Origin of the sequence: Pseudomonas sp. SAS7, assembly GCF_052112345.1 — a bacterium.
Classification (GTDB): Bacteria; Pseudomonadota; Gammaproteobacteria; order Pseudomonadales; family Pseudomonadaceae; genus Aquipseudomonas; species Aquipseudomonas putida_Q.
In genome coordinates this window covers 1-20,492 of the sequence record NZ_JBEGGO010000001.1, presented here as the reverse complement: position 1 = coordinate 20,492, position 20,492 = coordinate 1, and the positions used below count along the sequence as shown (strand labels likewise).

Here is a 20,492-nt window from a genome sequence, read left to right as displayed (position 1 = left end):
TACCGGCCTCTTCGCGCGCAACCCCGCGAAGAGGCCGGTATAGGCTGACTAGATCAACAACCCCACCTGCAACCGCTTGGGCAACCGCCGCACCACCAGCTGGTGCGAGCGCTGCAGCAAATCACACAGCTCATCACGCCCCATGGGGTAGGGCAGCGCCATGCTGATCCACCGCGCCCGCGATGACAGTTTGGTGCCTCTCGTCAGGCAGGGCATCAATCGAGCACAGGATGGGCAAATGAGGGGATCGCCAGTTCCTTGAACAGCCACATCTTGAATTGAGCAACGGCCTCTTGCTGGCGCGGGCGACGCGGGTGCACCAGGTGGTGAGCGACGTACCGAACGGATTGACTGAGACCTTTGAGGGGGGCGACGAGCTTTCCTGTAGCCAGCTCTCGCTCTGCAAGCAGCGTGGACTCAAGCACCACTCCCAGCCCGTCGACCGCAGCAGAAATTCCCATGGAGCTTCGATCAAATGCCAGGCCGAAATTAGTAGGTATGGGCATGCTGTTAGCGGCAAACCAGCCCTTCCATTGAACAGACTGCCCCTCGCTCTGGATGAGCAACTGGTTGTACAAGTCCTGCGGGGATGTCAGGGCAGAAGCTAACGCGGGGCTGCACAAAGGAGTCAATTCCTCGATCGCCAAGGGAATGATCTCGTGCGAATTGTGCAGTGGCACGCCATAAACAATGTCCAGATCGAAGTCGTCGACCTCGAAGGTTGCATAGTCCGTGCTCGCTGATATGCGCAGCTCAATTCCCGGGTGGTCGCTCATGAAGCCGGCAAGTCTCGGCACCAGCCATTGGCTAGCAAAGGTCGGGGCAGTGTGGACACGCAGAGGCGTGGACGGCTCACCCGTAACTAATGCCAGCCCTCGATTCATTTCACCGAATCCCCGCTGCACGTGCTCAAGCAACGCCGCTCCCTCGCCTGTGAGGGCGGTGTGTCTCGTGTTACGGGTGAAGAGCACCACGCCAGTGGCCGATTCCAATTTTCGGATCGAGTGACTGACTGCGCTTGGCGAAAGATCCAGCTCTCTTGCTGCTTCGACAAATGAGCAAGTGCGACCAGCAGCCTCGAAAACTCGCAAAGACGGCAACGGCAGCCGCTTGATCCAATTCATTGGTGAATCCTGTTCATTGACTGGCGAATTTAAACCTTTTGTCGCCTGTGTATTTTTACATGAAGATCAACGCGTTGCTCTATTTGGATGACGCGAGATGAATGTTTTGCATGAGTGCGTCCAGATACCCCAGGTCACTAACGGAGGACAAGATGACCGAGAGTTTCAATGGGCAGGCTGATACGCCATTTGCCCGACTGTCGAAGCATGCCTGGCGAATCCGACGCTTTGCGTTACGGATGGGCGAAGTGCAGGGTCAAGGTTACGTGGGTCAAGCGCTGGGTTGGGCTGACGTTTTGGCTGTTGCCTACTGCCATGCAATGAATATCCGCTCGGCCGAGCCTGAGTGGGAAGGGCGGGATCGCTTCCTGTTGTCTCACGGCCACTATGCGATCGCTCTCTATGCTGCGCTGCTCGAAGCTGGAGTGCTGCCAGAGGAAGAACTGGAAACATACGGGTCGGACGATAGCCGACTGCCTATGTCTGGCATGGCCACGTATACGCCAGGTATGGAAATCTCTGGCGGCTCTCTCGGCCAAGGATTGGCGATTGCAGTGGGCCAGGCGTTGGGGCTGAGAATGAAGGGGAGTGATGCCTTCGTCTACAACTCGATGTCCGATGGTGAGCTGGATGAGGGAGCTGTTTGGGAGGCAGCCATGTCAGCTTCGCATCACAAACTCTCCAACCTCATCAATCTGGTCGACATCAATCGTCAGCAAGCCGATGGTCCATCGCACGGCATCCTTCAATTTGAACCACTGGTAGATAAGTGGGAGGCATTTGGTTGGCATGTGCAGCGTGTCGACGGCAATGACTTGCAGGCAGTCATTGACGCATTTGACCAAGCTCGGGCGCTTCCGGACGATAAACCACGAGTCATCTTGTTCGACACCTTGATGGGCAAAGGCGTGCCGTTTCTGGAAACACGGGATAAGAACCACTTCATTCGCGTTGAAGCTAATGAGTGGCAGCAAGCGATCAACGACCTGGATGGGCTCTATGCCCCAAGGAGCCAACAGTGACTGCCGCCACTCCTACCAAACCTAAGCTCACGACTTCCTCGATGATCGCATCGATTGCGAGTGAAGGGCAGCGCACCACCTCAGCGCCATTCGGACATGCACTGATCAAGGCCGGGCAAAAGAATCCACGCATCGTTGGCATGACTGCTGACCTTGCGAAATACACGGACCTACATATCTTTGCCCAGAAATACCCTGAGCGATTTTTGCAGATGGGCATGGCTGAGCAATTGTTGATGGCTGCGGCTGGTGGTATGGCAAAGGAGGGGTTCGTCCCGTTCGCCACGACCTATGCAGTGTTCGCTACACGACGCGCCTACGATTTCATTCACCAGGTGATCGCAGAAGAAAACCTCAACGTGAAGATCTGCGCAGCGCTGCCTGGCCTGACCACCGGCTACGGCCCGAGCCACCAGGCCACCGAAGATCTGGCGATGATGCGCGCGATTCCGCAGATGATGGTCATCGATCCGTGCGACGCACTGGAAACCGAGCAATGTGTGGCTGCGATCGCGCAGCACAATGGCCCAGTGTACATGCGCCTTCCGCGCGGACGGGTGCCGCTGATTCTGGACGAATACGACTATAAGTTCGAACTGGGTAAAGCCAAGCTGCTGAGGGACGGCAAAGACCTTCTGGTCATCGCCTCGGGCTTGATGACCATGCGCGCTCTTGAGGTGGCTGATGAACTGGCCAAAAGCACGATCGAAACGGCCGTGCTGCACGTGCCAACGATCAAGCCGCTGGACGTGCAGACCATCATCGAGCAATGCCGACGTGAAGGCCGGCTGGTGGTTATCGCCGAAAACCACACTCAGATTGGCGGCTTGGGAGAGGCGATTGCCATGGCGCTGGTGCAAGCCCGCGTTCTACCCGAAATACGTCACGTTGCACTGCCGGACCAGTTCCTGGACGCAGGCGCGCTACCGACACTTCATGATCGATATGGCATCTCCAAAGACGTCATGGTCGCAAACATCCAGCGTTGGCTGGGCTAACTGAACCCTAAGCAGACGTGCGGCTGCCGCTCACAACCCAATGCCCGCTGCCTGGGCGCCGTGAGCGGCTTTCGCCGCCAGCAAGTCTAGTTCTCGTACCTGGATCGTCCCAATAACTACAAGGTGATGGCGATGCAAAAAGACACCAGTCTTCTGAAGAAAAAGCGCGTCTGGATCTACGCGTTTCTCTTCACCCTGACATTAATCAACTATGTCGACCGGGTATCACTCTCGGTGGCATCCAAGGTACTCAAGGAAGAGTTTGGTATCTCACCGGTCGCGATGGGCTATTTGTTCTCATCGTTCGTGTGGCTCTATTTCCTCGCGCTCATTCCCATGGGCTACCTGGTAGGCCGCTTCGGTCCCAAAAAGGTCAATGGCTACGGGATCGGGGTGTGGTCTGTGGCCACTGCCTGTACCGCATTGTCCACTGGGTTCGTTTCGCTGCTTAGCTGCCGGCTCATCATGGGCATGGGCGAAGCCACTACTTACCCAGCAGGCGCGCGGGTTATCCGCGAATGGATGCCGCTCAAAGAGCGGGGTATGGCCACCGCTGTTTTCCACAGCGGAAGTCTCGTCGGCCCCGCCATCGGCGCCATTGGTTTTGGCTGGCTGATCAGCGCATTTGGTTGGCGGATTGCTTTCGTCGTGGCAGGCGCATTTGGGTTCATTTGGTTAGCCGCTTGGTTGAAGTGGTACAACCATCCTTCGAAGGCACCTTGGCTAGACGATGCCGAGCGCGCTGAAATTGCGCAAGGTAGCGCTGCACCTACTGCCGCGCAAAAGGTGCCTGTATCGCTTGGCCTCAAGGGCTTGGCGCGCTCCAGCAGTATGTGGGCGATTGCTCTGTCCCACGGGTGCGCGGTCTACGCCACCTATTTTTTCCTGACTTGGCTGCCGAGTTATTTACAGGCCGAGAAAGGCCTAACCGTGATGTCGAGCGGCATCTATACCGCCATTCCCTATCTAGGCGCTGCGGTTCTCGCCATTGTCATTGGCCGGCTTAGCGATAAAGCGATGCGTCCAGGTGCGGCAGAAACAGGCCAGCGTCGCATGGTAGTTGCCAGCGTACTGCTCGCATCCTCGGTGATCTTTTTGGTTCCAGCAATCGACAGCACTTGGGCGATTCTGTTCGTGATCACCTTGTCGCTGGCCACCTGCGCTTCGGCGATCTCCTTGAACCTTTCGCTGGTCAACGACTTGGTGCGCTCCGAGGACGACGTCGGTACCGCCGCAGGCTTTATCACAGCGGTCGGTAACCTCTTCGGCCTGCTGGCACCCATCGTAACCGGTTATGTAGTCGCTGGCTCTGGCAGCTTCGCCTTGGCCTTCGTGGTGGTCGGCGCGCTGTTAGTTGTTGGCGCGATCCTGTCGATGTTCTGTACCCGTCGCCCGATAGGGTTTGCAGCAACTACCAAGCACGCGGTGATTTGAATTACTTGTGAGGAAGGAAGCTGTAGCGTCATGAATCAACGTATTGGTGTGTCCCGCAGCAACGACAAGGCGCAGCCTGTGATGGGCGGGAAGTGGAGGGTGGCAACAATCGTACTGGCATTAACACTTGGCCTGTTTGGCATGGCTCTGTTCGGAGGCGGGGTGTGGTTGATGGCCTTGGGTGGTAGCTGGTACTACGGCCTGGCAGGTGCAGGTTGTGTGGTGACCGCCGTCTTGCTGTGGCGACAACGGCGTAGCGCCATATACCTGTTCGGCGTGATCTGGGGGCTTACCGTGATATGGGCCCTTTGGGAGGTTGGGCTCAATTGGTGGGGACTGGTACCACGGCTGGTGGCCATGACCGTCATCCTGTTGCTGATCCTGATTCTGTCGCCGGCGCTACGACGCGCTGTCCGCACTGCTGCGTAACGAGGTTCGTAATGTTTACTTCCGTCAAAAGCGGGGGCGCGCTTGCCCTCGCCATTTCTTGCGCCCTTCAGGTGCAATTTGCTCAAGCCCAAGACGTGCCACAGGTTGGCAGCGACTGGCCATTTTACGGCGGTGACCACAACGCCCAACGTTTCAGCCCGCTCAAGCAAATCACCCCAGAGAACGTGGGGCGCCTGGAACGCGCGTTCGTGTATCACACCCGGGATCTACCTAATCCGGGTAGTCGGTACTCGCCGGAAACCACACCGGTCAAGGTCGGAAACGATCTGCTGATGTGCTCGGCCAAGAACATCATGATCTCGATCGACGCCGCCACCGGTAAAGAGAACTGGCGACATGATCCGGGCGTACCGGACCAGGCCATCCCCCATGCGGCAGCCTGCCGCGGGGTGGCGGTTTACACAGCTCCCCAGTTGCCAGAGACCGCTCAGTGCCGCAGCCGTGTCGTGGAAGCCACACTGGACGCAAGACTGATCGCCGTTGACCTACACACAGGCGAGCCGTGCAAGGATTTCGGTCAGAACGGCTCGGTGGACCTCTGGGAAGGTTTGGGCAAGAAGGTCCCTGGCTGGTACGCAGTCACAGCGCCGCCCGCGATCGTCAATGGTGTAGTGGTGACCGGCGCGCAGATTCGCGACGGCCAGGATGAGGATGCGCCCTCTGGCGTTATCCGCGGCTATGACGCGATCACTGGAAAAATGGCATGGGCTTGGGACCTGGGTAATCAGAACAATGTCCATGGGCCTGCCGAGGGCAGCACCTACACTCGCGGCACCCCGAACATGTGGACGGCGGCGGTGGGCGACGAGCAGCTCGGCTACGTTTACCTGCCGATCAGCAATTCCTCGATCGACTACTACGGTTCCAACCGCAGCGAAGCTGAGAACAAATACTCGGACTCACTCGTGGCGGTCGATGTGAAGACCGGCAAAGACGTCTGGCACTTCCAGGCGATTCGTCATGACGTCTGGGATTACGACCTGGGCAGTCAGCCGACAATGTTCGATTTCCCAGGCAAGGATGGTAAGCCGGTACCGGCGGTGCTGTTGCCGACCAAGCAGGGCGATATCTATATCCTGAACCGTGCCACAGGGGAACCGTTGACCCCGGTCGGCGAGGTGAAGGCACCTAGGGGCGGTTCGGTCGAGCCTGAGTACCTGGCCGACACCCAGCCGACATCCGAGTGGCATACCCTGCGCAAGGCTCCGAAGACCGAGGCGGACATGTGGGGCTTCTCGCCGCTGGACCAGCTGATGTGCCGGATTCAGTTCCGCCAAGCAAACTATGAGGGCTACCTGACACCGCCTTCGGTAGATCGCCCCTGGATTCAGTACCCCGGCTACAACGGTGGTTCAGACTGGGGCTCGGTTGCTATTGACCCGGTGCGCCGTTTGATCATCGCCAACTACAACGACATCCCCAACCTGAACCAACTGATCCCACGGGATCAGGCCAACAAGATGGGGCTCAAGCCGATCTATGCACCGAAGGTGGATGAGACCGCTTTGAACCAGGCCGGCAGCAAGTCGGGCAAGGGTGAGGGCGGCGCCTCTGTGTACCCTCAAGTGAACGCACCCTATGCGATCAGCGTGAATGCCGGCTGGCGGAACTGGGGTACCGGCGTGCCATGCTCGGCACCGCCATACGGTGGGATTCGTGCAGTTAGCCTGGACACCGGCAAGACCGTTTGGGATGAGCCACTGGGCACCGCGCGCCGGAATGGTCCGTTCGGCATTCCTTCGCACCTGCCGTTCCATATCGGCCTGCCTAACAACGGCGGTACGGTAGTGACCGCAGGCGGCTTAACCTTTGTCGGTGCGGCCACCGACAACCTGTTCCGGGCGATCGATTCCGCCACTGGTAAGGTGTTGTGGGAAGACGTCCTGAACGTCGGTGCCCAGGCCAACCCGATTTCTTATGAGGTCAATGGCGAACAGTACGTACTCATATCCGCCTCGGGCCATGCCTTCATGGAAACCGGGACAAGCGACGAAATTATTGCGTACAAGCTGCGCAAGTAATCCGCGCGGCGGCGCACGTTGTGTCCCGCCGCAGCAACAACTGCTGGAGGAGTTAAACCATGGATCTGGGCTTGAAGGACAAGCGCGTGCTGGTCAGCGGTGCATCGAGAGGCATCGGACGAGCGATCGTTGAGCTGTTTCTTCAGGAGGGCGCGCAGGTAGCATTCTGCGCGCGCGGTGCCGCGGGTGTCGAAGGCGCTGCCGCTGAGTTAGGTCCTCGTGCATTTGGTACGGCGGTCGATGTCACCCAGCCTGAGCAAGTGGCCGCCTGGGTAACTTCGGCCGCGCAGAGAATGGGCGGATTGGATATCGTCGTGCCGAATGTGAGCGCATTGGCCGGGGGGGATGATCTCGACACTTGGCGTCGTGCTTTCGACACTGATCTGCTGGGCAGTGCGGCAATGGTAAAAGCTGCACTGCCTGCGCTGCGTCAGTCAGAAGCAGCCTCGATTGTGCTGATCTCCAGCGTATCCGGGCGTGAGGTCGATATGTTCGCCGAGCCCTACGGCATTTTGAAGGCCGCCCTGCTTCATTACGGCAAAACCCTGTCGGTGCGTCATGCGCCCGAAGGAATCCGAGTCAATTCCGTTTCTCCCGGCAATGTGTACTTCGCAGAGGGTGTATGGGGTGACATCGAGCGCGACCAACCGCAAACTTTCGCGAAGTGTTTGGCCGAAAATCCACTGGGTCGCATGGCCACTCCCGAAGAAGTGGCTAAGGCGGTAGTGTTTCTTGCCAGTCCGGCTGCGAGCTTCACGACCGGTACGAACCTGCTGGTAGACGGCGGGCTCACTCGGTCGGTGCAATTCTAAGCGTGCAGTCTAATCATACAAGCGGGCAAGCCCGCGAAGGGGCCAGTACAGGCTGACTAGATCAACAATCCCACCTGCAACCGCTTGGGCAACCGCCGCACCACCAGCTGGTGCGAGCGCTGCAACAAATCACACAGCTCATCACGCCCCATGGGGTAGGGCAGCGCCATGCTGATCCACCGCGCCCGCGCCAGATACGGCGCAGGCCGCACCCCTGGGCGGTCGCAGTAGCCGAGAAACAGCTCATCGGCCACTTTGAACGACAGCCCTGCACCTGCCAGGTCCAGCACCGCGAACATCTTGTTGCCCGCCACCGAGAACACCCGGATACCACCCCATTTGTAGTCTTCCCGTGCACCCGGCAGGCTCAGGCAAAACGCTGCCACCTGGGCTTCGCTCATCTTCCTTTCAGACATACCGCTCTCCACAGGCCTCGAATGATGCCGCCAGGTGATCGATCCATACCCGCACCGCGGGCAGTACACCGCGCCGATGCGGGTACACCGCCTGCAGATAGCCGCCTGGCAGTGACCAGTCTGGCAGCAGGCGCACCAATTCGCCGCGTTCCAGTTCTTCTTCACAAAACATGCTGGGCAAGGCGGTGAATCCTAGTCCAGCCCGTACAGCAGCATTACGTACTACGAAATCGTCGATGGCCAACCGTGGCTCCAGGGCAATTTCCTGCTGTTTGCCCTGGGGGCCGAACAGACGGAAGTGCACCAGCCGGTCTGCCTCGGCGGCGCCCAGTACCGGCAGTGACGCCAGCTCACCCGGTTCGCGGATGTGGTCGGCGAAACCGGGCGCGGCCACCAGTTGCATCTGCGCCTGGCGCAGGCGGCGGGTGACCAGGGCCGGGTCTTCATCACCCAGGTCTCGCACGCGCAGCGCGACGTCGATGCCTTCGGAAATCAGGTCGACGCGGCGGTTGAGCAACACCATGTCCAGCTGCACCAACGGGTACTGGGCAAGAAAGCGGCTGATTACATCCGGCAGGAAGGCATGCGCCAGTGCCACCGGGCAAGACACCCGCAAGCGCCCGCGCGGCTCGCTGCTCATACTGGCCACGGCCTCATCGGCGGCTTCGGCTTCCAGGAGCATGGCCTGGCAGTGGTGCAGGTAGCGCTCTCCCACTGCGGTGAGTTTCAACTGTCGGGTTGTGCGTTGCAGCAGGCGGGTGCCCAGGCGTTCTTCCAGTTCGGCAATACGCCGTGACAGGCGCGACTTGGGGATGCCCAACTGACGCCCGGCGGCGGCGAACCCGCCGGCTTCGACCACGCGGGCAAAGTAGAAAAGGTCGTTGAGATCTTGCATGGGAATGTCTCACTGTTCCATCTGTGGGACAAACTAGCGCATTTTTGCCGACTTATCAGCCATTACTCATCCCGGTAGGATTCTCTCCATCGTGATCGCCCAACGCTGCGGTCTTCAATCACAGGAGAGTCCCATGAAACTGTTGCATATCGATTCGAGCATCCTTGGCGACAATTCCGCCTCCCGCCAGCTGAGCCGTGAAGTGGTCGAAGCCTGGAAAGCCGCTGACCCGAGCGTGGAAGTGGTGTATCGCGACCTGGCCGCCGACGCCATCGCCCACTTCTCTGCCGCCACCCTGGTCGCTGCAGGTACCCCTGAAGATGTGCGCGATGCAGCCCAGGCGTTCGAAGCCAAGCTGAGCGCGCAAACCCTGGAAGAGTTCCTGGCCGCTGATGCCGTGGTGATTGGTGCGCCGATGTACAACTTCACCGTACCGACCCAGCTCAAGGCCTGGATCGACCGCGTTGCTGTTGCCGGCAAGACCTTCCGCTACACCGAAGCGGGCCCGGAAGGCCTGTGCGGCAACAAGAAAGTGGTACTGGTGTCCACCGCCGGTGGCCTGCACGCTGGCCAGCCGACTGGCGCCGGGCATGAAGACTTCCTGAAAGTGTTCCTGGGCTTTATCGGTGTCACCGACCTGGAAATCGTTCGCGCCCATGGTCTGGCTTATGGCCCGGAACACCGCAGCCAGGCAATTGATGCTGCACAGGCGCAGATTGCCAACGAGCTGTTTGCCGCTGCCTGATCCTCGGTAGCTGGCCTGTCATGGCCTCATCGCCGGCAAGCCAGGTCCCACACCGTACGCATCGACTTCGAGTCATGCGCAGTACCTGTGGGAGCTGGCTTGCCGGCGATGAGCCGTTTCAGGCGACCGGGATGGTTGGGTCGGCAGCCGCCAAAGCCGCAGTGCGATCGGCCGCTGGTGGGTAGATCCATACCGTGTTGATCTGCGCTTTCAGCGCCTTGGCCTCGGCCTTGTCCTCCGGTGGCGACACCGTGCGCTCCCACCCCTCGGTATACACCGCGCCCCAGGCGCCCAGGTCCAGGCACGTGACGTACTTGGGCTGGCTGTAGGTCATGGGTGCCACACCAATCAGCTCGGCAGCGGCATTGTTGCCTGCATAGCGGCCCAGCGGAATCGCATGCTGGCAGGACATCACTGCGTAATTGCCTAGCTCGTCACAGGCGGCATAGGCCACATCACCCGCCGCGTACACCGCATCATTGCCCTTGACCTTCAGGTTGCCATCCACATGCAGGCGCCCCAGGCGGTCGCGCTCGCCGCTGATCTGTTCGGTGAGCGGGTTGGCCTTGAAGCCCACCGTCCATACCACTGTACTGGCGTCGATGCGCTGGCCGTTGTCCAGCGATACGCCGGCTGCGTCCACCGCAGCCACCGTGGCACCGCTGACCCATTCGACACCCAGCGCCTCGCAAGCCTGTTCGATGGCCGGGCGAATGCCGTCTCCCAACGCGGCACCCATCCTGGCGCCGCGGTCGATGACCACCACACGCAACGCTGCATCTTCACCGAGGATTTCCCGGAGCCGTGCCGGCAGCTCGGTGGCAGTCTCGATGCCGGTAAAGCCGCCCCCGGCTACCACCACGGTATTGCGCGCGGGCGTGTCGGGCAGGCTGGCCAACGACTTGAGGTGGGCTTCCAGCCGCGCAGCGCTGTCGATCTTGTCGACGTCGAAAACGTGCTCGATACCGACCATGTCAGGCCGGTTGAGCAAACTGCCGCAGGCCATGATCAGGCGGTCGTAGGGCAGGGCGCACTGGGTGCCGCTGCGGGTACGGTAGCTGACCCGGCGGGCCGCTTCATCAATGTGGAATGCCGTGCCTTGCACGAAGCGAACGTTGACGGCATCGAGCAGGTCCTGCAGCGGCGCGGCCATGGTGTGAACGTCGGGCTCGTAGAAGCGCGGGCGCACATGCAGTTTGGCCTGGGGGGCGAGCAAGGTGACCTCGACCTCCTTGCTACCGTTGAGGTCAAGCTGGCGGATGGCGCTGAGTGCGCTCCACAGGCCGGCAAAGCCCGCGCCAATGATCAGGATCTGCTTCATGGTTGTGCTCCTTTTCAAGTTCGGTGGACAAGGTAGACCGTATTGCAGGTCAACGGTGTTACGAACGCCTGCAGGAGTGCTTCAGAATGTTGGCGGCGTGATCACCCAGATCACCACGGCATCCACCTCACCGGGGTTGCCGTAGCGGTGGGGCTCCTGGCTCGAGAAGCTGAAACTGTCGCCTTCACCCAGCTGGAAGTGCCGTTCACCCACCCAAAGCTCGAAGCTGCCGCTGAGGATATAGCCGGCTTCTTCGCCTTCATGGCTGTAGCTTTGCTGGCTGTAGGTGCCAGGGGGGAAGCGCGAGTGCAGGATCTCCAGCTGGCGGTTGGGCTGGGGGGTGAGCAGCTGATCGACGATGCCATCTTCATAGTGCACGCTCAGGCGGCTGTTGCGCCGCACCACATAGCCCTGGTCCTCCGGTGCAGTGATGGCTTCGCTGGCGAAGAACCACTGGATGGTCACACCCAGGCTGCGGGCGATGTTGAACAGCGCCGGGATCGACGGGTAGGAGAGGTTGCGCTCCAGTTGGCTGATGTAGCCGGCGGTCAGTTCACTGTGCGCGGCCAGCTCCGCCAGGGTCATGCCGCGGCGCTTGCGCAGGCCGCGGATGCGGGTGCCCAGGAACTGCGGCGCGGCGCCCCCGGCTTCGCTGGCGGGGGGCTGGGGGAGTTGGCTCATGCACGTCGGTCCATCGCAAAAGCCGCAGTATGTACAGCCTCAGAGCGACCAGGCAACCGTCAAGCCGTCGTGAATCGCTTCTTCGGCGGTGCGTGGTGCGAGGCAGTCGCCAACGCGCCGCACTTCTACCAGGCCGGCCAGCTCGCTGGCCAGGCTGTCTTCCGGCTGATGGCCCATGCACAGCACCAAGGTGTCGATGCCCTCGAAGATCATCGGCTCGCCGCTGGCGGTATGTTGCAGGTACACCGTGTTGTCGTCGCTGCCATACAGGCGCGCATAAGGGGTGATGGGGATGCCCAGGCGATGCAGCTCGCCGGCCAGCTGATCACGCACGTACAGCGGCAGGTTTTCACCGCAGTGGGTACCGTTGACTGCCAACTGCACCTGGTGCCCCTCGCGCACCAGGCGTTCGGCGATGCCAGGGCCGATCCAGTCGCAGCGCCAGTCGATCACCAGCACCGAACGCCCCAGCTTCACTTCGTTGCGCAGTACTTGCCAGGCGTCCACCACCTGCAGCTCGCCGCTGCGCTCGAACGCCGGCCAATAGGGGGTAGCGCCGGTAGCGGCAATGACCAGGTCGGGGCGCTCGCGCTCGACCAGGGCGCGGTCCACCCGGGTGTTGCGCACGACTTCCACGCCGGCCAGGGCCATTTCCCGTTGCAGGTTGGTGCTGGCGCCGCCGAACTCGCTGCGCCGCGGTAGCAATTGGGCCAGCAGCACCTGGCCACCGAGCTGCGGGCCGGCCTCGTACAGCGTTACCTGGTGCCCACGGGCGGCGGCCACGGCGGCGGCCTTCATGCCGGCGGGCCCGCCACCAGCGATGAGGATTCGTTTGGGCTTGGTGGTGGGCGTCAGCTGCCCATATTGCAATTCTCGGCCGGTTTCTGGCCGCTGGATGCAGGAAATGGCCAAGCCACGATGGAAGTGGCCGATGCAGGCCTGGTTGCAGGCGATACAGGCGCGTACATCTTCGACCTGGCCGCGTTCGGTCTTGTTCGGCATCAGCGGGTCGCAGATCAGTGCACGGGTCATGCCGCAGACATCGGCCTGGCCGCGGGCCAGGATCAGTTCGGCTTCCTGGGGCTGGTTGATGCGCCCGGTGACGAACAACGGAATGTCCAGTTGCTGCTTGAAGGTTCCCGCCTCTCGGGCCAGGTAGGCCGGCTCGATGGCCATGGGCGGGACGATGTGCACGGCGCCGCCCAGGGACGCCGAAGTGCCAGCGACGATGTGCAGGTAGTCGAGCTGGCCCTGCAGGGCAACCGCAGCGGCCAGCGACTCATCCTCGCTCAGCCCTTGGCTGTCGCGCTCGTCGGCGCTTATGCGCAGGCCGATGATGAATTGCTCGTCGGTGGCGGCGCGCACGGCGGCCAGCACTTCACGCAGGAACCTCAGGCGCTGTTCCAGGCTGCCGTTGTAGCCGTCGCTGCGCAGGTTCACCCGCGGATTGAGGAACTGCGCGGGCAGATAGCCATGGCTGGCCACCACCTCGACGCCATCCAGCCCGGCCTGGTGCAAGCGCCGGGCCGCACTGGCGTAGCCCTGGACAATGTCGTCGATCATCGGTTGGTCCAGTGCACGTGGCATCACCCGGAAGCGTTCGTTGGGCACCGACGACGCGGAGTAGGCAACCGCTAGCAGGCCGTCCGCCGACTCCATGATCTCCCGCCCGGGGTGAAACAGTTGCGACAGCACCACGGTGCCGTGTGCATGGCAGGCCTCGGCAAGCTGCCGGTAGCCGTCGATGCAGGCATCGTCGGTGGCCATCAGCACATGCGAGGTATAGCGGGCGCTGTCATGCACCCCCGCGACCTGCAGCACGATCAGGCCGACGCCACCGGCTGCGCGGTCGCGCTGGTAGGCGATCAGCTTGTCGTTGACCAAGTTGTCGGTGGGCAGGCAGGTGTCGTGGCCGGTGGACATGATGCGGTTCTTCAAGCGTTTGCCGCGGATTTGCAAAGCTTCGAACAAGTGAGGGAAGGCGGTTTGCATACAGGCGGCTCCGGTGCGGTGTTGTTCTTATTTTGTTTATGAAAGTGTAGCTCCAGTAAAAAATCAACTTGTTTTTTTACTGGCGCGCGACTAGGTTTTGATCACCCTCACCGCGAGGGTGTGACCTCACAACAACAAGAAAACGGGCCCTTGGGGCACCGGCAGGAGGAAGCTACGATGCAGGTAATACCCCGTGTTCCTGGTCTTTGCGCAACGTTGTTTGCCCTTGGCCTGGGCAGCGCGCACGCCGCGCCGCAGATGGTCGTGGTGGGCTATGGAGGCGCCGGCCAGAAGGCCCAGGACGAGGCCATCTTCAAGCCCTTCAGTGCCCAGGATGGCAGCAAGCTGATCCAGAGCGAATACAACGGCGAGATGGCGCGGATCCAGGTGATGGCCGACACCGGCAACGTCGATTGGGACGTGGTGCAGATCGAGGGGCCGGATTTGATGCGCGGCTGTGAAGAGGGGGTCTACGAGCACCTTGACTGGCAGCGCCTGGGCCATGGCGCCGAGCTGATCCCCGACGCAGCTCAGGACTGCGGTTCGGCTGCGCTGGTGTGGAGCGTGGCCATCGCCTACGACCGCAACAAGCTGGCTGAGGCACCGGCCTCGTGGGCCGACTTCTGGGACGTGAACAAGTACCCGGGCAAGCGCGGCTTGCGCAAGCGTGCGGTGTACAACCTGGAGTTCGCGCTGCTGGCCGATGGGGTGAAGGTGGAGGACGTCTACAAGGTGCTGTCGACGCCGGCCGGGGTTGAACGTGCGTTCGCCAAGCTCAGCGAACTCAAGCCCTATATCCAGTGGTGGGACGCCGGCGCCCAGCCTGCGCAGTGGCTGGCGGCAGGTGATGTGGTAATGACTTCGACCTACAGCGGGCGCATCGCCGTGGCGGCGCAACAAGGTAGCCCGCTGGCCGTGGTATGGCCTGGAAGCCTGTATGGCATGGACTACTGGGCCATCATCAAAGGCTCGCGGCATGTCGACCAGGCCAAGCGGCTGATCGCCTATGCCAACCAGCCGGATACCCAGGTACGGTATGTGCAGCAGATTCCTTATGGGCCGACCAACACCCAGGCAGCTGCCAGGCTGGACCCGGCCTTGGCCAGCTGGGTACCCACTTCGCCGCAGAACCTGCAAGGGGCGCTGGCGATGAATGTGGAATTCTGGGTCGACCATGGCGAAGAGCTGGAGCAACGCTTCAATGCCTGGGCGAGCAAGTAACTAAAGGGCACTTCGTGTATACAGGGGGAGTACATATGTTCTCCTGTAGTTGAGCCCGTACTGGAGGTCAGTAACAGTCACTGTTGTGCAACCCTGGGGCATAACTGTGCTGGTCCGCTTTTGAGGAATAGCCTTATGCTGTAACGAAATATGTCCAAAAAGCCTGTAGAAGGAAGTCGCAATGCCGCTCAAGGACCTGCTCATCGCCCTGGTGGTGATCGTCGCCTGGGGAGTCAACTTCGTGGTCATCAAGGTAGGCCTCGATGGCTTGCCGCCGATGTTGCTGGGGGCGCTGCGCTTCTTGTTGGTGGCGTTTCCGGCAATCTTGCTGGTCAAGCGGCCGAAACTGCCCTGGCGCTGGTTGATTGCCTATGGCGCGACAATTTCGCTGGGGCAGTTCGCCTTCCTGTTCCAGGCCATGTACAGCGGCATGCCGCCTGGGCTGGCCTCGCTGATCCTGCAGTCGCAGGCGTTCTTCACGCTGGGGTTCGCTGCACTGTTCCTCGGTGAACGGCTGCGCCTGGCCAGTGTGCTGGGGTTGCTGGTAGCGGCCAGCGGCCTGGCGTTGATTGGCAGCGAAGATGGCGGCCATGTGCCCCTGCTGGCGCTGGTGCTGACCTTGTGCGCAGGTGCCATGTGGGGCATGGGCAACATCATCACGCGGCGTTTTGGCTCGGTTGACCTGGTGGCGTTGGTGATCTGGGGCGGGCTGATACCGCCACTGCCGTTCCTGGCGTTGTCCTGGTGGCTGGAAGGGCCGGAGCGCATTGGCCATGCCCTGGCCAACATCAGCTGGAGCTCGGTGCTTGCCCTGGTGTACCTGGCCTTTGTCGCCACCATGCTCGGCTACAGCCTGTGGAGCAAGCTGCTGTCGCGCCACCCGGCCGGCAAGGTGGCACCGTTCTCGCTGCTGGTACCGGTGATTGGCTTGAGTTCGTCGGCGCTGTTGCTGGGCGAACGCCTGACCGCCATCCAGGGCTGGGGCGCCTTGCTGGTGATGGCGGGGTTGCTGGTGAACGTGTTCGGCGCGCGTATTGGGCAAAGGTTGCGGGCAGTCAGCGCGTAAACCGCGCAAATAGGCTGCTCGGCGCTCTGTTAGAATCGCTCTCTTTATCCAGGCCAACGGAGCGCTTTCATGATCATTTCCACCACCAGCCAGCTAGAAGGGCGCCCGATTGCCGAATACCTGGGCGTGGTCAGCTCCGAATCGGTGCAGGGCATCAACTTCGTACGCGATTTCTTTGCGCGTTTTCGCGACTTTTTCGGCGGCCGCTCGCAAACCTTGGAGAGCGCCCTGCGTGAAGCACGCGAGCAGGCCACCGAAGAACTCAAGGCGCGGGCACTTCAGTTGCGCGCCGACGCGGTAGTGGGTGTGGATTTCGAGATCAGCATGCCGTCGGTGCAGGGTGGCATGGTGGTGGTATTTGCCACCGGCACCGCGGTGCGCCTGAAGTAGAGCGGTCTGCCACTGGTCGGCTGCAAGGCTCTTGTCCGGGCGGTCCGCAAATGACCAGCTAGTCTCCTTTTCACAGGCCGCGTTTTCTGGGCGACTCTTCTGGTTGCCGGCGCGACTGCCACTGGAGGGAGACAGGGCATGAGCGAATCCTTTTTCGAAGACCTGAACGATGCGTTCCCCATCAACAGCCAAGTGCGTTGCGGCCAGGCGGCCTTCCGCCTGGGGTTCGCCCACATGACGCTGGATGATTCCGAACAGCTCCAGCCTGCACACCTGCAGCGCAGTAAAAAAGGCCGCTTCATGCCGCGGGTTCCGCTGAAGAAGTGATCCCGCCCCAGTACATAACCCCGCCCAATGGCGGGGTTTTTATTGCGCTTTGTTGATCCGCCTCATGGCAATGCGGGGTAGCGCTCGCCGGCTGGCAGTGGTTGTGGTTTTCTGTCGTGGCATTCCAGCGACGGAGGATTGAATGCTCATGCGAGTCAGGGAAGAGACTTATTGGCAGTGGGCCGACGCCCATTTGCACAGCCGCAGCCACGACGAAGTCCTCAGTGACGGCACCACGCTGGATGTGCAGGTGCGCTTGTCACGTTTGGGGGCGACCCAGCTGTTTCTAGGGTTGTATGCCGGGGATGGGCGGGCATTGCTGGAGGAGTACTACCCAGCGCGGCCAGGGGAGACCATGACCCGCGCTCTGGTGTGGGGCGTCGACCGTGCCCGTGCGATGGCTACCGGGGCCTTGCCATTGCCGCAAAGCCGCCGCCAGCGGCGCCAGGCATGAAAAAGCCCGGCCTATGCGGGCCGGGCTTGGTTAAGGGTGAGAACCCTCAGTTGAGCGGTTCGATCACCTTGACTGCCTGCCGCTCACGGGCGGCGGGCCATTCTTGTTGCAGGGTCTGCAGGACGCGGCCAACGAACTCGGTGTCGGCGGCGGCCTTCTTGCCGACGTAGCCCTGGCCACGGCGGTAGACCTTGAAGCGGGCACACATGCTGGGCAGGTGCTCTTCAAATTCATCTTCAATAGTGTTCGGTGGCAGGCGGTCGAGCCGCACCTCACCGGTTTGGGTGACCCACAGCAAATGGTCGTCAAGGCTGTCCTTGCGTACGGCGAACAGCTGCGCCAGTTGATCGATAGTTGGATTATTGTTCAAGTTCATCATAAAGCCCCCATTACCCATTCGTAGGTGATTTTCACAGTTGGCGCTACCACGGTGTAGCGCACTACCAACGCTGCTACAGCAGCATCGCAACAGGGGCTTTCTCACGCTGCCTTTTGGACAGTTCCCTCTCCACGGACGGCCTGCGTTACCGCGCAAGCCGTCTGGAACACCCTTGCCACCGCTCCCGATCAGGGAGACGGCTTCATCATGCACAAGGGCGATGAGCGGCGTCAATGATTTTGTAGTGAATATTTTTAAGCACTACATTTCTGTCGTTTTGTTCAACAATCGCTGCTCGCACTACAGCCCGGACAGTATCTCGAAGGCTGCACGAACCCGCTCTTCGTTCGGGTAATTGCGATTCGCCAGCAACACCACTGCCAGCTTTTCACTGGGCACAAATGCGGCGTATGCACCGAAACCGTTGGTTGCACCGGTCTTGTTGTACCAGGCCGCTGGCAGCGGCGGCAGGGCCGGTTGCAAGCGCTTGGTTGCTTGCGGTTCACGGATCAGCCGCGCGCTGTTGCCATCTACCAGGGTGCCCAGCGTGACTGGGTAGGGATAACGCTCCCAGCCCAGGCCCTGGGTCATGCTGGCGACCTGGAAGTAGCCCTGCTGGGTAATGGCGGTTGCTTTTGCAAGTGCCGGTGGCAGGCCCTGCGGCTGCATGTGCAGCCGCACGTACTGCAGCAGGTCGCTGGCGCTGGTCTTGATGCCGTAGGCCTCGTCGGCGTACGGGCCGGGGCCGACGCGCACCGGTTTGTCGGCGGCGTCGTAACCTTGGGCATAAAGGCCCTGAGCACTGGCCGGGACTTGCAGGTAGGTGTTTTTCAGGCCCATTTTCGCCAGCAGGCCCTCGGTCATCAGGGTAGAAAACGGTTGCTGCTGCGCGCGGGCGGCCAGGTCACCGAACAGCCCAAGGCTGGGGTTCGAATAGCAGCGCTGGGTGCCGGGTTTGGCACGGGGTTGCCAATGGCGGAAGAAATCGACGACCTGCTGCGGTGTCTGCACCGCATCGGGGAACTGCAAGGGCAGGCAGTCGGCACTGTAGGCGCCCAGTTCCAGCACCGTCGCGTCGCCTAGGGGAGCCCCGGCAAGTGCAGGATGATACCGCTTGGCCGGGGCTTCAAGCTCCAGCTTGCCCTCGGCGCTGGCCAGCGCGACCAGGGTGGCGGTGTAGGTCTTGCTCAGCGAACCGATCTCGAACAGCGTGTCTCGGCTGACGGGCACCTTGTCGGCCTTGCTGGCCACGCCATAGCTGAAATAGTGCGCGTGGTCGCGGGCGTAGATCGCCACGGCCATCCCGCTGATACCTTGCTCCTGCATCAACGGGCGGATGATCTGGTCGACCTTGGCCTGTAATTGGTCGTTGGCCTGGGCGCCGGTGTGGCCCAGAGCCAGTGCGATGACAGCCGCTAGGGCGGCCGGGCGGGAGAGGGGCATGAGCGGGTCCTTGTGCGGAACGTGTCCGTTGAGCGATACCGATGGGGGTTCCGGCGTTAGCGCCGAAAAGCCGTAGACCTTATCGTCTGCCCTTGCACAATGACAAGACGGACACTGTGATGAAGTATTTGCGCATGTTATTCGATAATTTCACCCTGGCTTTGCTCGGGGTGGTTCTGATCGCCACCGTGCTGCCTTGCTCGGGCGATGGTGCGGTGTATTTCGGCTGGCTGACCAACCTGGCCATCGGCCTGCTGTTCTTCCTGCATGGCGCCAAGCTGTCGCGCGAGGCGATCATTGCCGGTGCCGGGCACTGGCGCCTGCACCTGCTGGTGTTCTCTTGCACGTTCGTGATGTTCCCGCTGCTTGGCCTAGCGTTCAAGCCGCTGTTCGTGCCGCTGGTGGGTAACGAGTTGTACCTGGGCGTGCTCTACCTGTGCGCCTTGCCGGCCACGGTGCAGTCGGCCATCGCCTTCACCTCGCTGGCCCGCGGTAACGTGCCTGCAGCCATTTGCAGCGCGGCGGCGTCCAGCCTGCTGGGCATCTTCCTGACCCCCTTGCTGGTGATGATGTTACTGGGCGCCAGTGGTGACACCGGTTCTGGCCTGGATGCCGTGCTGAAGATCACTCTGCAACTACTGGTGCCGTTCGTTGCCGGGCAGATTGCGCGGCGCTGGATCGGCGCCTGGGTCAAGCGCAATGCGCGCTGGCTCAAGGTGGTGGACCAGGGCTCGATCCTGCTGGTGGTATACACCGCCTTCAGCGAAGCCGTGGTCACGGGGTTGTGGCACACGGTATCGCCGCAGCACCTGGCCGGGTTGTTCGCCGTGTGCGGGATTCTGCTGGCGGTGGTGCTGTTTGGCACCCGTGTGCTTGGCAAGGCATTGGGCTTCGACCTGGAGGACCGCATCACCATCCTGTTTGCCGGCTCCAAGAAAAGCCTGGCTACGGGTGTGCCCATGGCCCAGGTGTTGTTCGTGGGCAGTGGTATTGGCGCGATGATCCTGCCGCTGATGCTGTTCCACCAGATCCAGCTGATGGTCTGCGCGGTGCTGGCGCAGCGTTATGCCAGCCGTGAGCAGGACGCTGAAGAGGCCTCGGCGGCGTCCTGAGCGCATGCGCGGTGCCCTGGAGCAGCCTTGTGCTGCGAAGAGGCCGGCAAGGCAAAAGATCATCTTCGCCAGCTATGGCCTCTTCGCAGCACAAGGCTGCTCCTACAGGTACTTTGCATGACTTGAAACCAGTGCCTCCTTGGCCCGGTTCAGCGGCTGGATCAGGTAATCGAGGATGGTCTGCTCACC

Annotated in this window: 21 protein-coding genes and 1 pseudogene; 13 read left to right on the top strand and 9 right to left on the bottom strand. The window is 61.4% G+C overall.

Annotated elements, in window-relative coordinates; genetic code table 11:
* Positions 1-48: 48 nt before the first annotated feature.
* Both ABI582_RS00110 and ABI582_RS00105 read right to left on the bottom strand, forming a co-directional pair.
* Positions 49-183: pseudogene (locus ABI582_RS00110) on the bottom strand (MmcQ/YjbR family DNA-binding protein); the annotation flags it as partial.
* A 32-nt stretch (positions 184-215) separates the two neighbouring features.
* A complete protein-coding gene (locus ABI582_RS00105; RefSeq protein WP_338747222.1) occupies positions 216-1,124 on the bottom strand; it encodes a LysR substrate-binding domain-containing protein in 909 nt (302 codons plus the stop codon).
* A gap of 152 nt (positions 1,125-1,276) precedes the next feature.
* On the opposite strand from ABI582_RS00105, the gene ABI582_RS00100 reads away from it, so the two are divergent.
* The 6 genes from ABI582_RS00100 to ABI582_RS00075 all read left to right on the top strand — a co-directional run bounded on the left by ABI582_RS00100 (position 1,277) and on the right by ABI582_RS00075 (position 7,861).
* Entirely contained in the window at positions 1,277-2,146 is an 870-nt protein-coding gene (locus tag ABI582_RS00100; RefSeq protein ID WP_442118003.1) for a transketolase, read from the top strand.
* A 41-nt stretch (positions 2,147-2,187) separates the two neighbouring features.
* Positions 2,188-3,144 (top strand): transketolase family protein, encoded by a 957-nt coding sequence (locus ABI582_RS00095; RefSeq protein ID WP_442118419.1) that lies wholly within the window; start codon positions 2,188-2,190, stop codon positions 3,142-3,144.
* A gap of 132 nt (positions 3,145-3,276) precedes the next feature.
* Positions 3,277-4,578 carry an MFS transporter gene (locus ABI582_RS00090; protein WP_442118002.1) on the top strand — a complete coding sequence of 434 codons (1,302 nt, stop codon included), beginning with the start codon at positions 3,277-3,279 and terminating at the stop codon, positions 4,576-4,578.
* A 30-nt stretch (positions 4,579-4,608) separates the two neighbouring features.
* Positions 4,609-5,007, top strand: coding sequence for a glucose dehydrogenase (locus ABI582_RS00085; protein WP_442118001.1), 399 nt, complete (start codon positions 4,609-4,611; stop codon positions 5,005-5,007).
* Between the two features lie 11 nt (positions 5,008-5,018).
* Entirely contained in the window at positions 5,019-7,049 is a 2,031-nt protein-coding gene (locus ABI582_RS00080; protein WP_442118000.1) for a pyrroloquinoline quinone-dependent dehydrogenase, read from the top strand.
* 59 nt (positions 7,050-7,108) lie between these two features.
* Positions 7,109-7,861: an SDR family NAD(P)-dependent oxidoreductase gene (locus ABI582_RS00075; RefSeq protein ID WP_258657033.1), complete on the top strand. Its 753-nt coding sequence runs from the start codon at positions 7,109-7,111 to the stop codon at positions 7,859-7,861.
* Between the two features lie 56 nt (positions 7,862-7,917).
* Here ABI582_RS00075 and ABI582_RS00070 read toward each other — a convergent pair whose 3' ends face one another.
* Positions 7,918-8,277, bottom strand: coding sequence for an MmcQ/YjbR family DNA-binding protein (locus ABI582_RS00070; protein WP_028613769.1), 360 nt, complete (start codon positions 8,275-8,277; stop codon positions 7,918-7,920).
* Positions 8,270-9,172: a LysR substrate-binding domain-containing protein gene (locus ABI582_RS00065; protein WP_016500019.1), complete on the bottom strand. Its 903-nt coding sequence runs from the start codon at positions 9,170-9,172 to the stop codon at positions 8,270-8,272. Before ABI582_RS00065 ends, ABI582_RS00070 begins: the two co-directional genes overlap by 8 nt.
* A gap of 133 nt (positions 9,173-9,305) precedes the next feature.
* Between ABI582_RS00065 and ABI582_RS00060 the strand changes: the two genes are divergently transcribed.
* Positions 9,306-9,917 (top strand): FMN-dependent NADH-azoreductase, encoded by a 612-nt coding sequence (locus tag ABI582_RS00060; protein WP_338747227.1) that lies wholly within the window; start codon positions 9,306-9,308, stop codon positions 9,915-9,917.
* Between the two features lie 118 nt (positions 9,918-10,035).
* Here ABI582_RS00060 and ABI582_RS00055 read toward each other — a convergent pair whose 3' ends face one another.
* From ABI582_RS00055 to ABI582_RS00045, 3 genes are all read right to left on the bottom strand, one after another.
* The gene (locus ABI582_RS00055) at positions 10,036-11,238 is read right to left on the bottom strand and encodes an NAD(P)/FAD-dependent oxidoreductase (RefSeq protein ID WP_442117999.1); all 1,203 of its coding nucleotides are present in this window, start codon (positions 11,236-11,238) and stop codon (positions 10,036-10,038) included.
* Between the two features lie 81 nt (positions 11,239-11,319).
* Positions 11,320-11,919, bottom strand: a complete 600-nt coding sequence (locus tag ABI582_RS00050) for a helix-turn-helix domain-containing protein (protein WP_028613784.1) — start codon at positions 11,917-11,919, stop codon at positions 11,320-11,322.
* Positions 11,920-11,958: 39 nt separating this feature from the next.
* The gene (locus ABI582_RS00045) at positions 11,959-13,911 is read right to left on the bottom strand and encodes an oxidoreductase (protein WP_442117998.1); all 1,953 of its coding nucleotides are present in this window, start codon (positions 13,909-13,911) and stop codon (positions 11,959-11,961) included.
* Positions 13,912-14,088: 177 nt separating this feature from the next.
* Between ABI582_RS00045 and ABI582_RS00040 the strand changes: the two genes are divergently transcribed.
* The 5 genes from ABI582_RS00040 (at position 14,089) to ABI582_RS00020 (ending at position 17,369) form a co-directional block, all read left to right on the top strand.
* Positions 14,089-15,132: an ABC transporter substrate-binding protein gene (locus tag ABI582_RS00040; protein ID WP_442117997.1), complete on the top strand. Its 1,044-nt coding sequence runs from the start codon at positions 14,089-14,091 to the stop codon at positions 15,130-15,132.
* A 181-nt stretch (positions 15,133-15,313) separates the two neighbouring features.
* Positions 15,314-16,198 carry an EamA family transporter gene (locus tag ABI582_RS00035; protein WP_061202663.1) on the top strand — a complete coding sequence of 295 codons (885 nt, stop codon included), beginning with the start codon at positions 15,314-15,316 and terminating at the stop codon, positions 16,196-16,198.
* A gap of 69 nt (positions 16,199-16,267) precedes the next feature.
* Positions 16,268-16,588, top strand: coding sequence for a YbjQ family protein (locus tag ABI582_RS00030; protein ID WP_016500011.1), 321 nt, complete (start codon positions 16,268-16,270; stop codon positions 16,586-16,588).
* Between the two features lie 138 nt (positions 16,589-16,726).
* Positions 16,727-16,915, top strand: a complete 189-nt coding sequence (locus tag ABI582_RS00025) for a hypothetical protein (protein WP_003253897.1) — start codon at positions 16,727-16,729, stop codon at positions 16,913-16,915.
* 142 nt (positions 16,916-17,057) lie between these two features.
* Positions 17,058-17,369 (top strand): hypothetical protein, encoded by a 312-nt coding sequence (locus tag ABI582_RS00020; RefSeq protein ID WP_258910064.1) that lies wholly within the window; start codon positions 17,058-17,060, stop codon positions 17,367-17,369.
* Between the two features lie 46 nt (positions 17,370-17,415).
* Here the strand turns inward: ABI582_RS00020 and ABI582_RS00015 are convergent, their stop codons facing one another.
* Complete coding sequence (locus ABI582_RS00015; protein ID WP_258910065.1) at positions 17,416-17,748, bottom strand: hypothetical protein; 333 nt, start codon at positions 17,746-17,748, stop codon at positions 17,416-17,418.
* Positions 17,749-18,048: 300 nt separating this feature from the next.
* Positions 18,049-19,191, bottom strand: a complete 1,143-nt coding sequence (gene ampC / locus ABI582_RS00010) for a class C beta-lactamase (protein ID WP_442117996.1) — start codon at positions 19,189-19,191, stop codon at positions 18,049-18,051.
* A gap of 119 nt (positions 19,192-19,310) precedes the next feature.
* Here ampC and ABI582_RS00005 point away from each other — a divergent pair, with 119 nt between their 5' ends.
* Positions 19,311-20,303, top strand: coding sequence for a bile acid:sodium symporter family protein (locus ABI582_RS00005; RefSeq protein WP_028613790.1), 993 nt, complete (start codon positions 19,311-19,313; stop codon positions 20,301-20,303).
* The last annotated feature ends 189 nt before the right edge of the window (positions 20,304-20,492 follow it).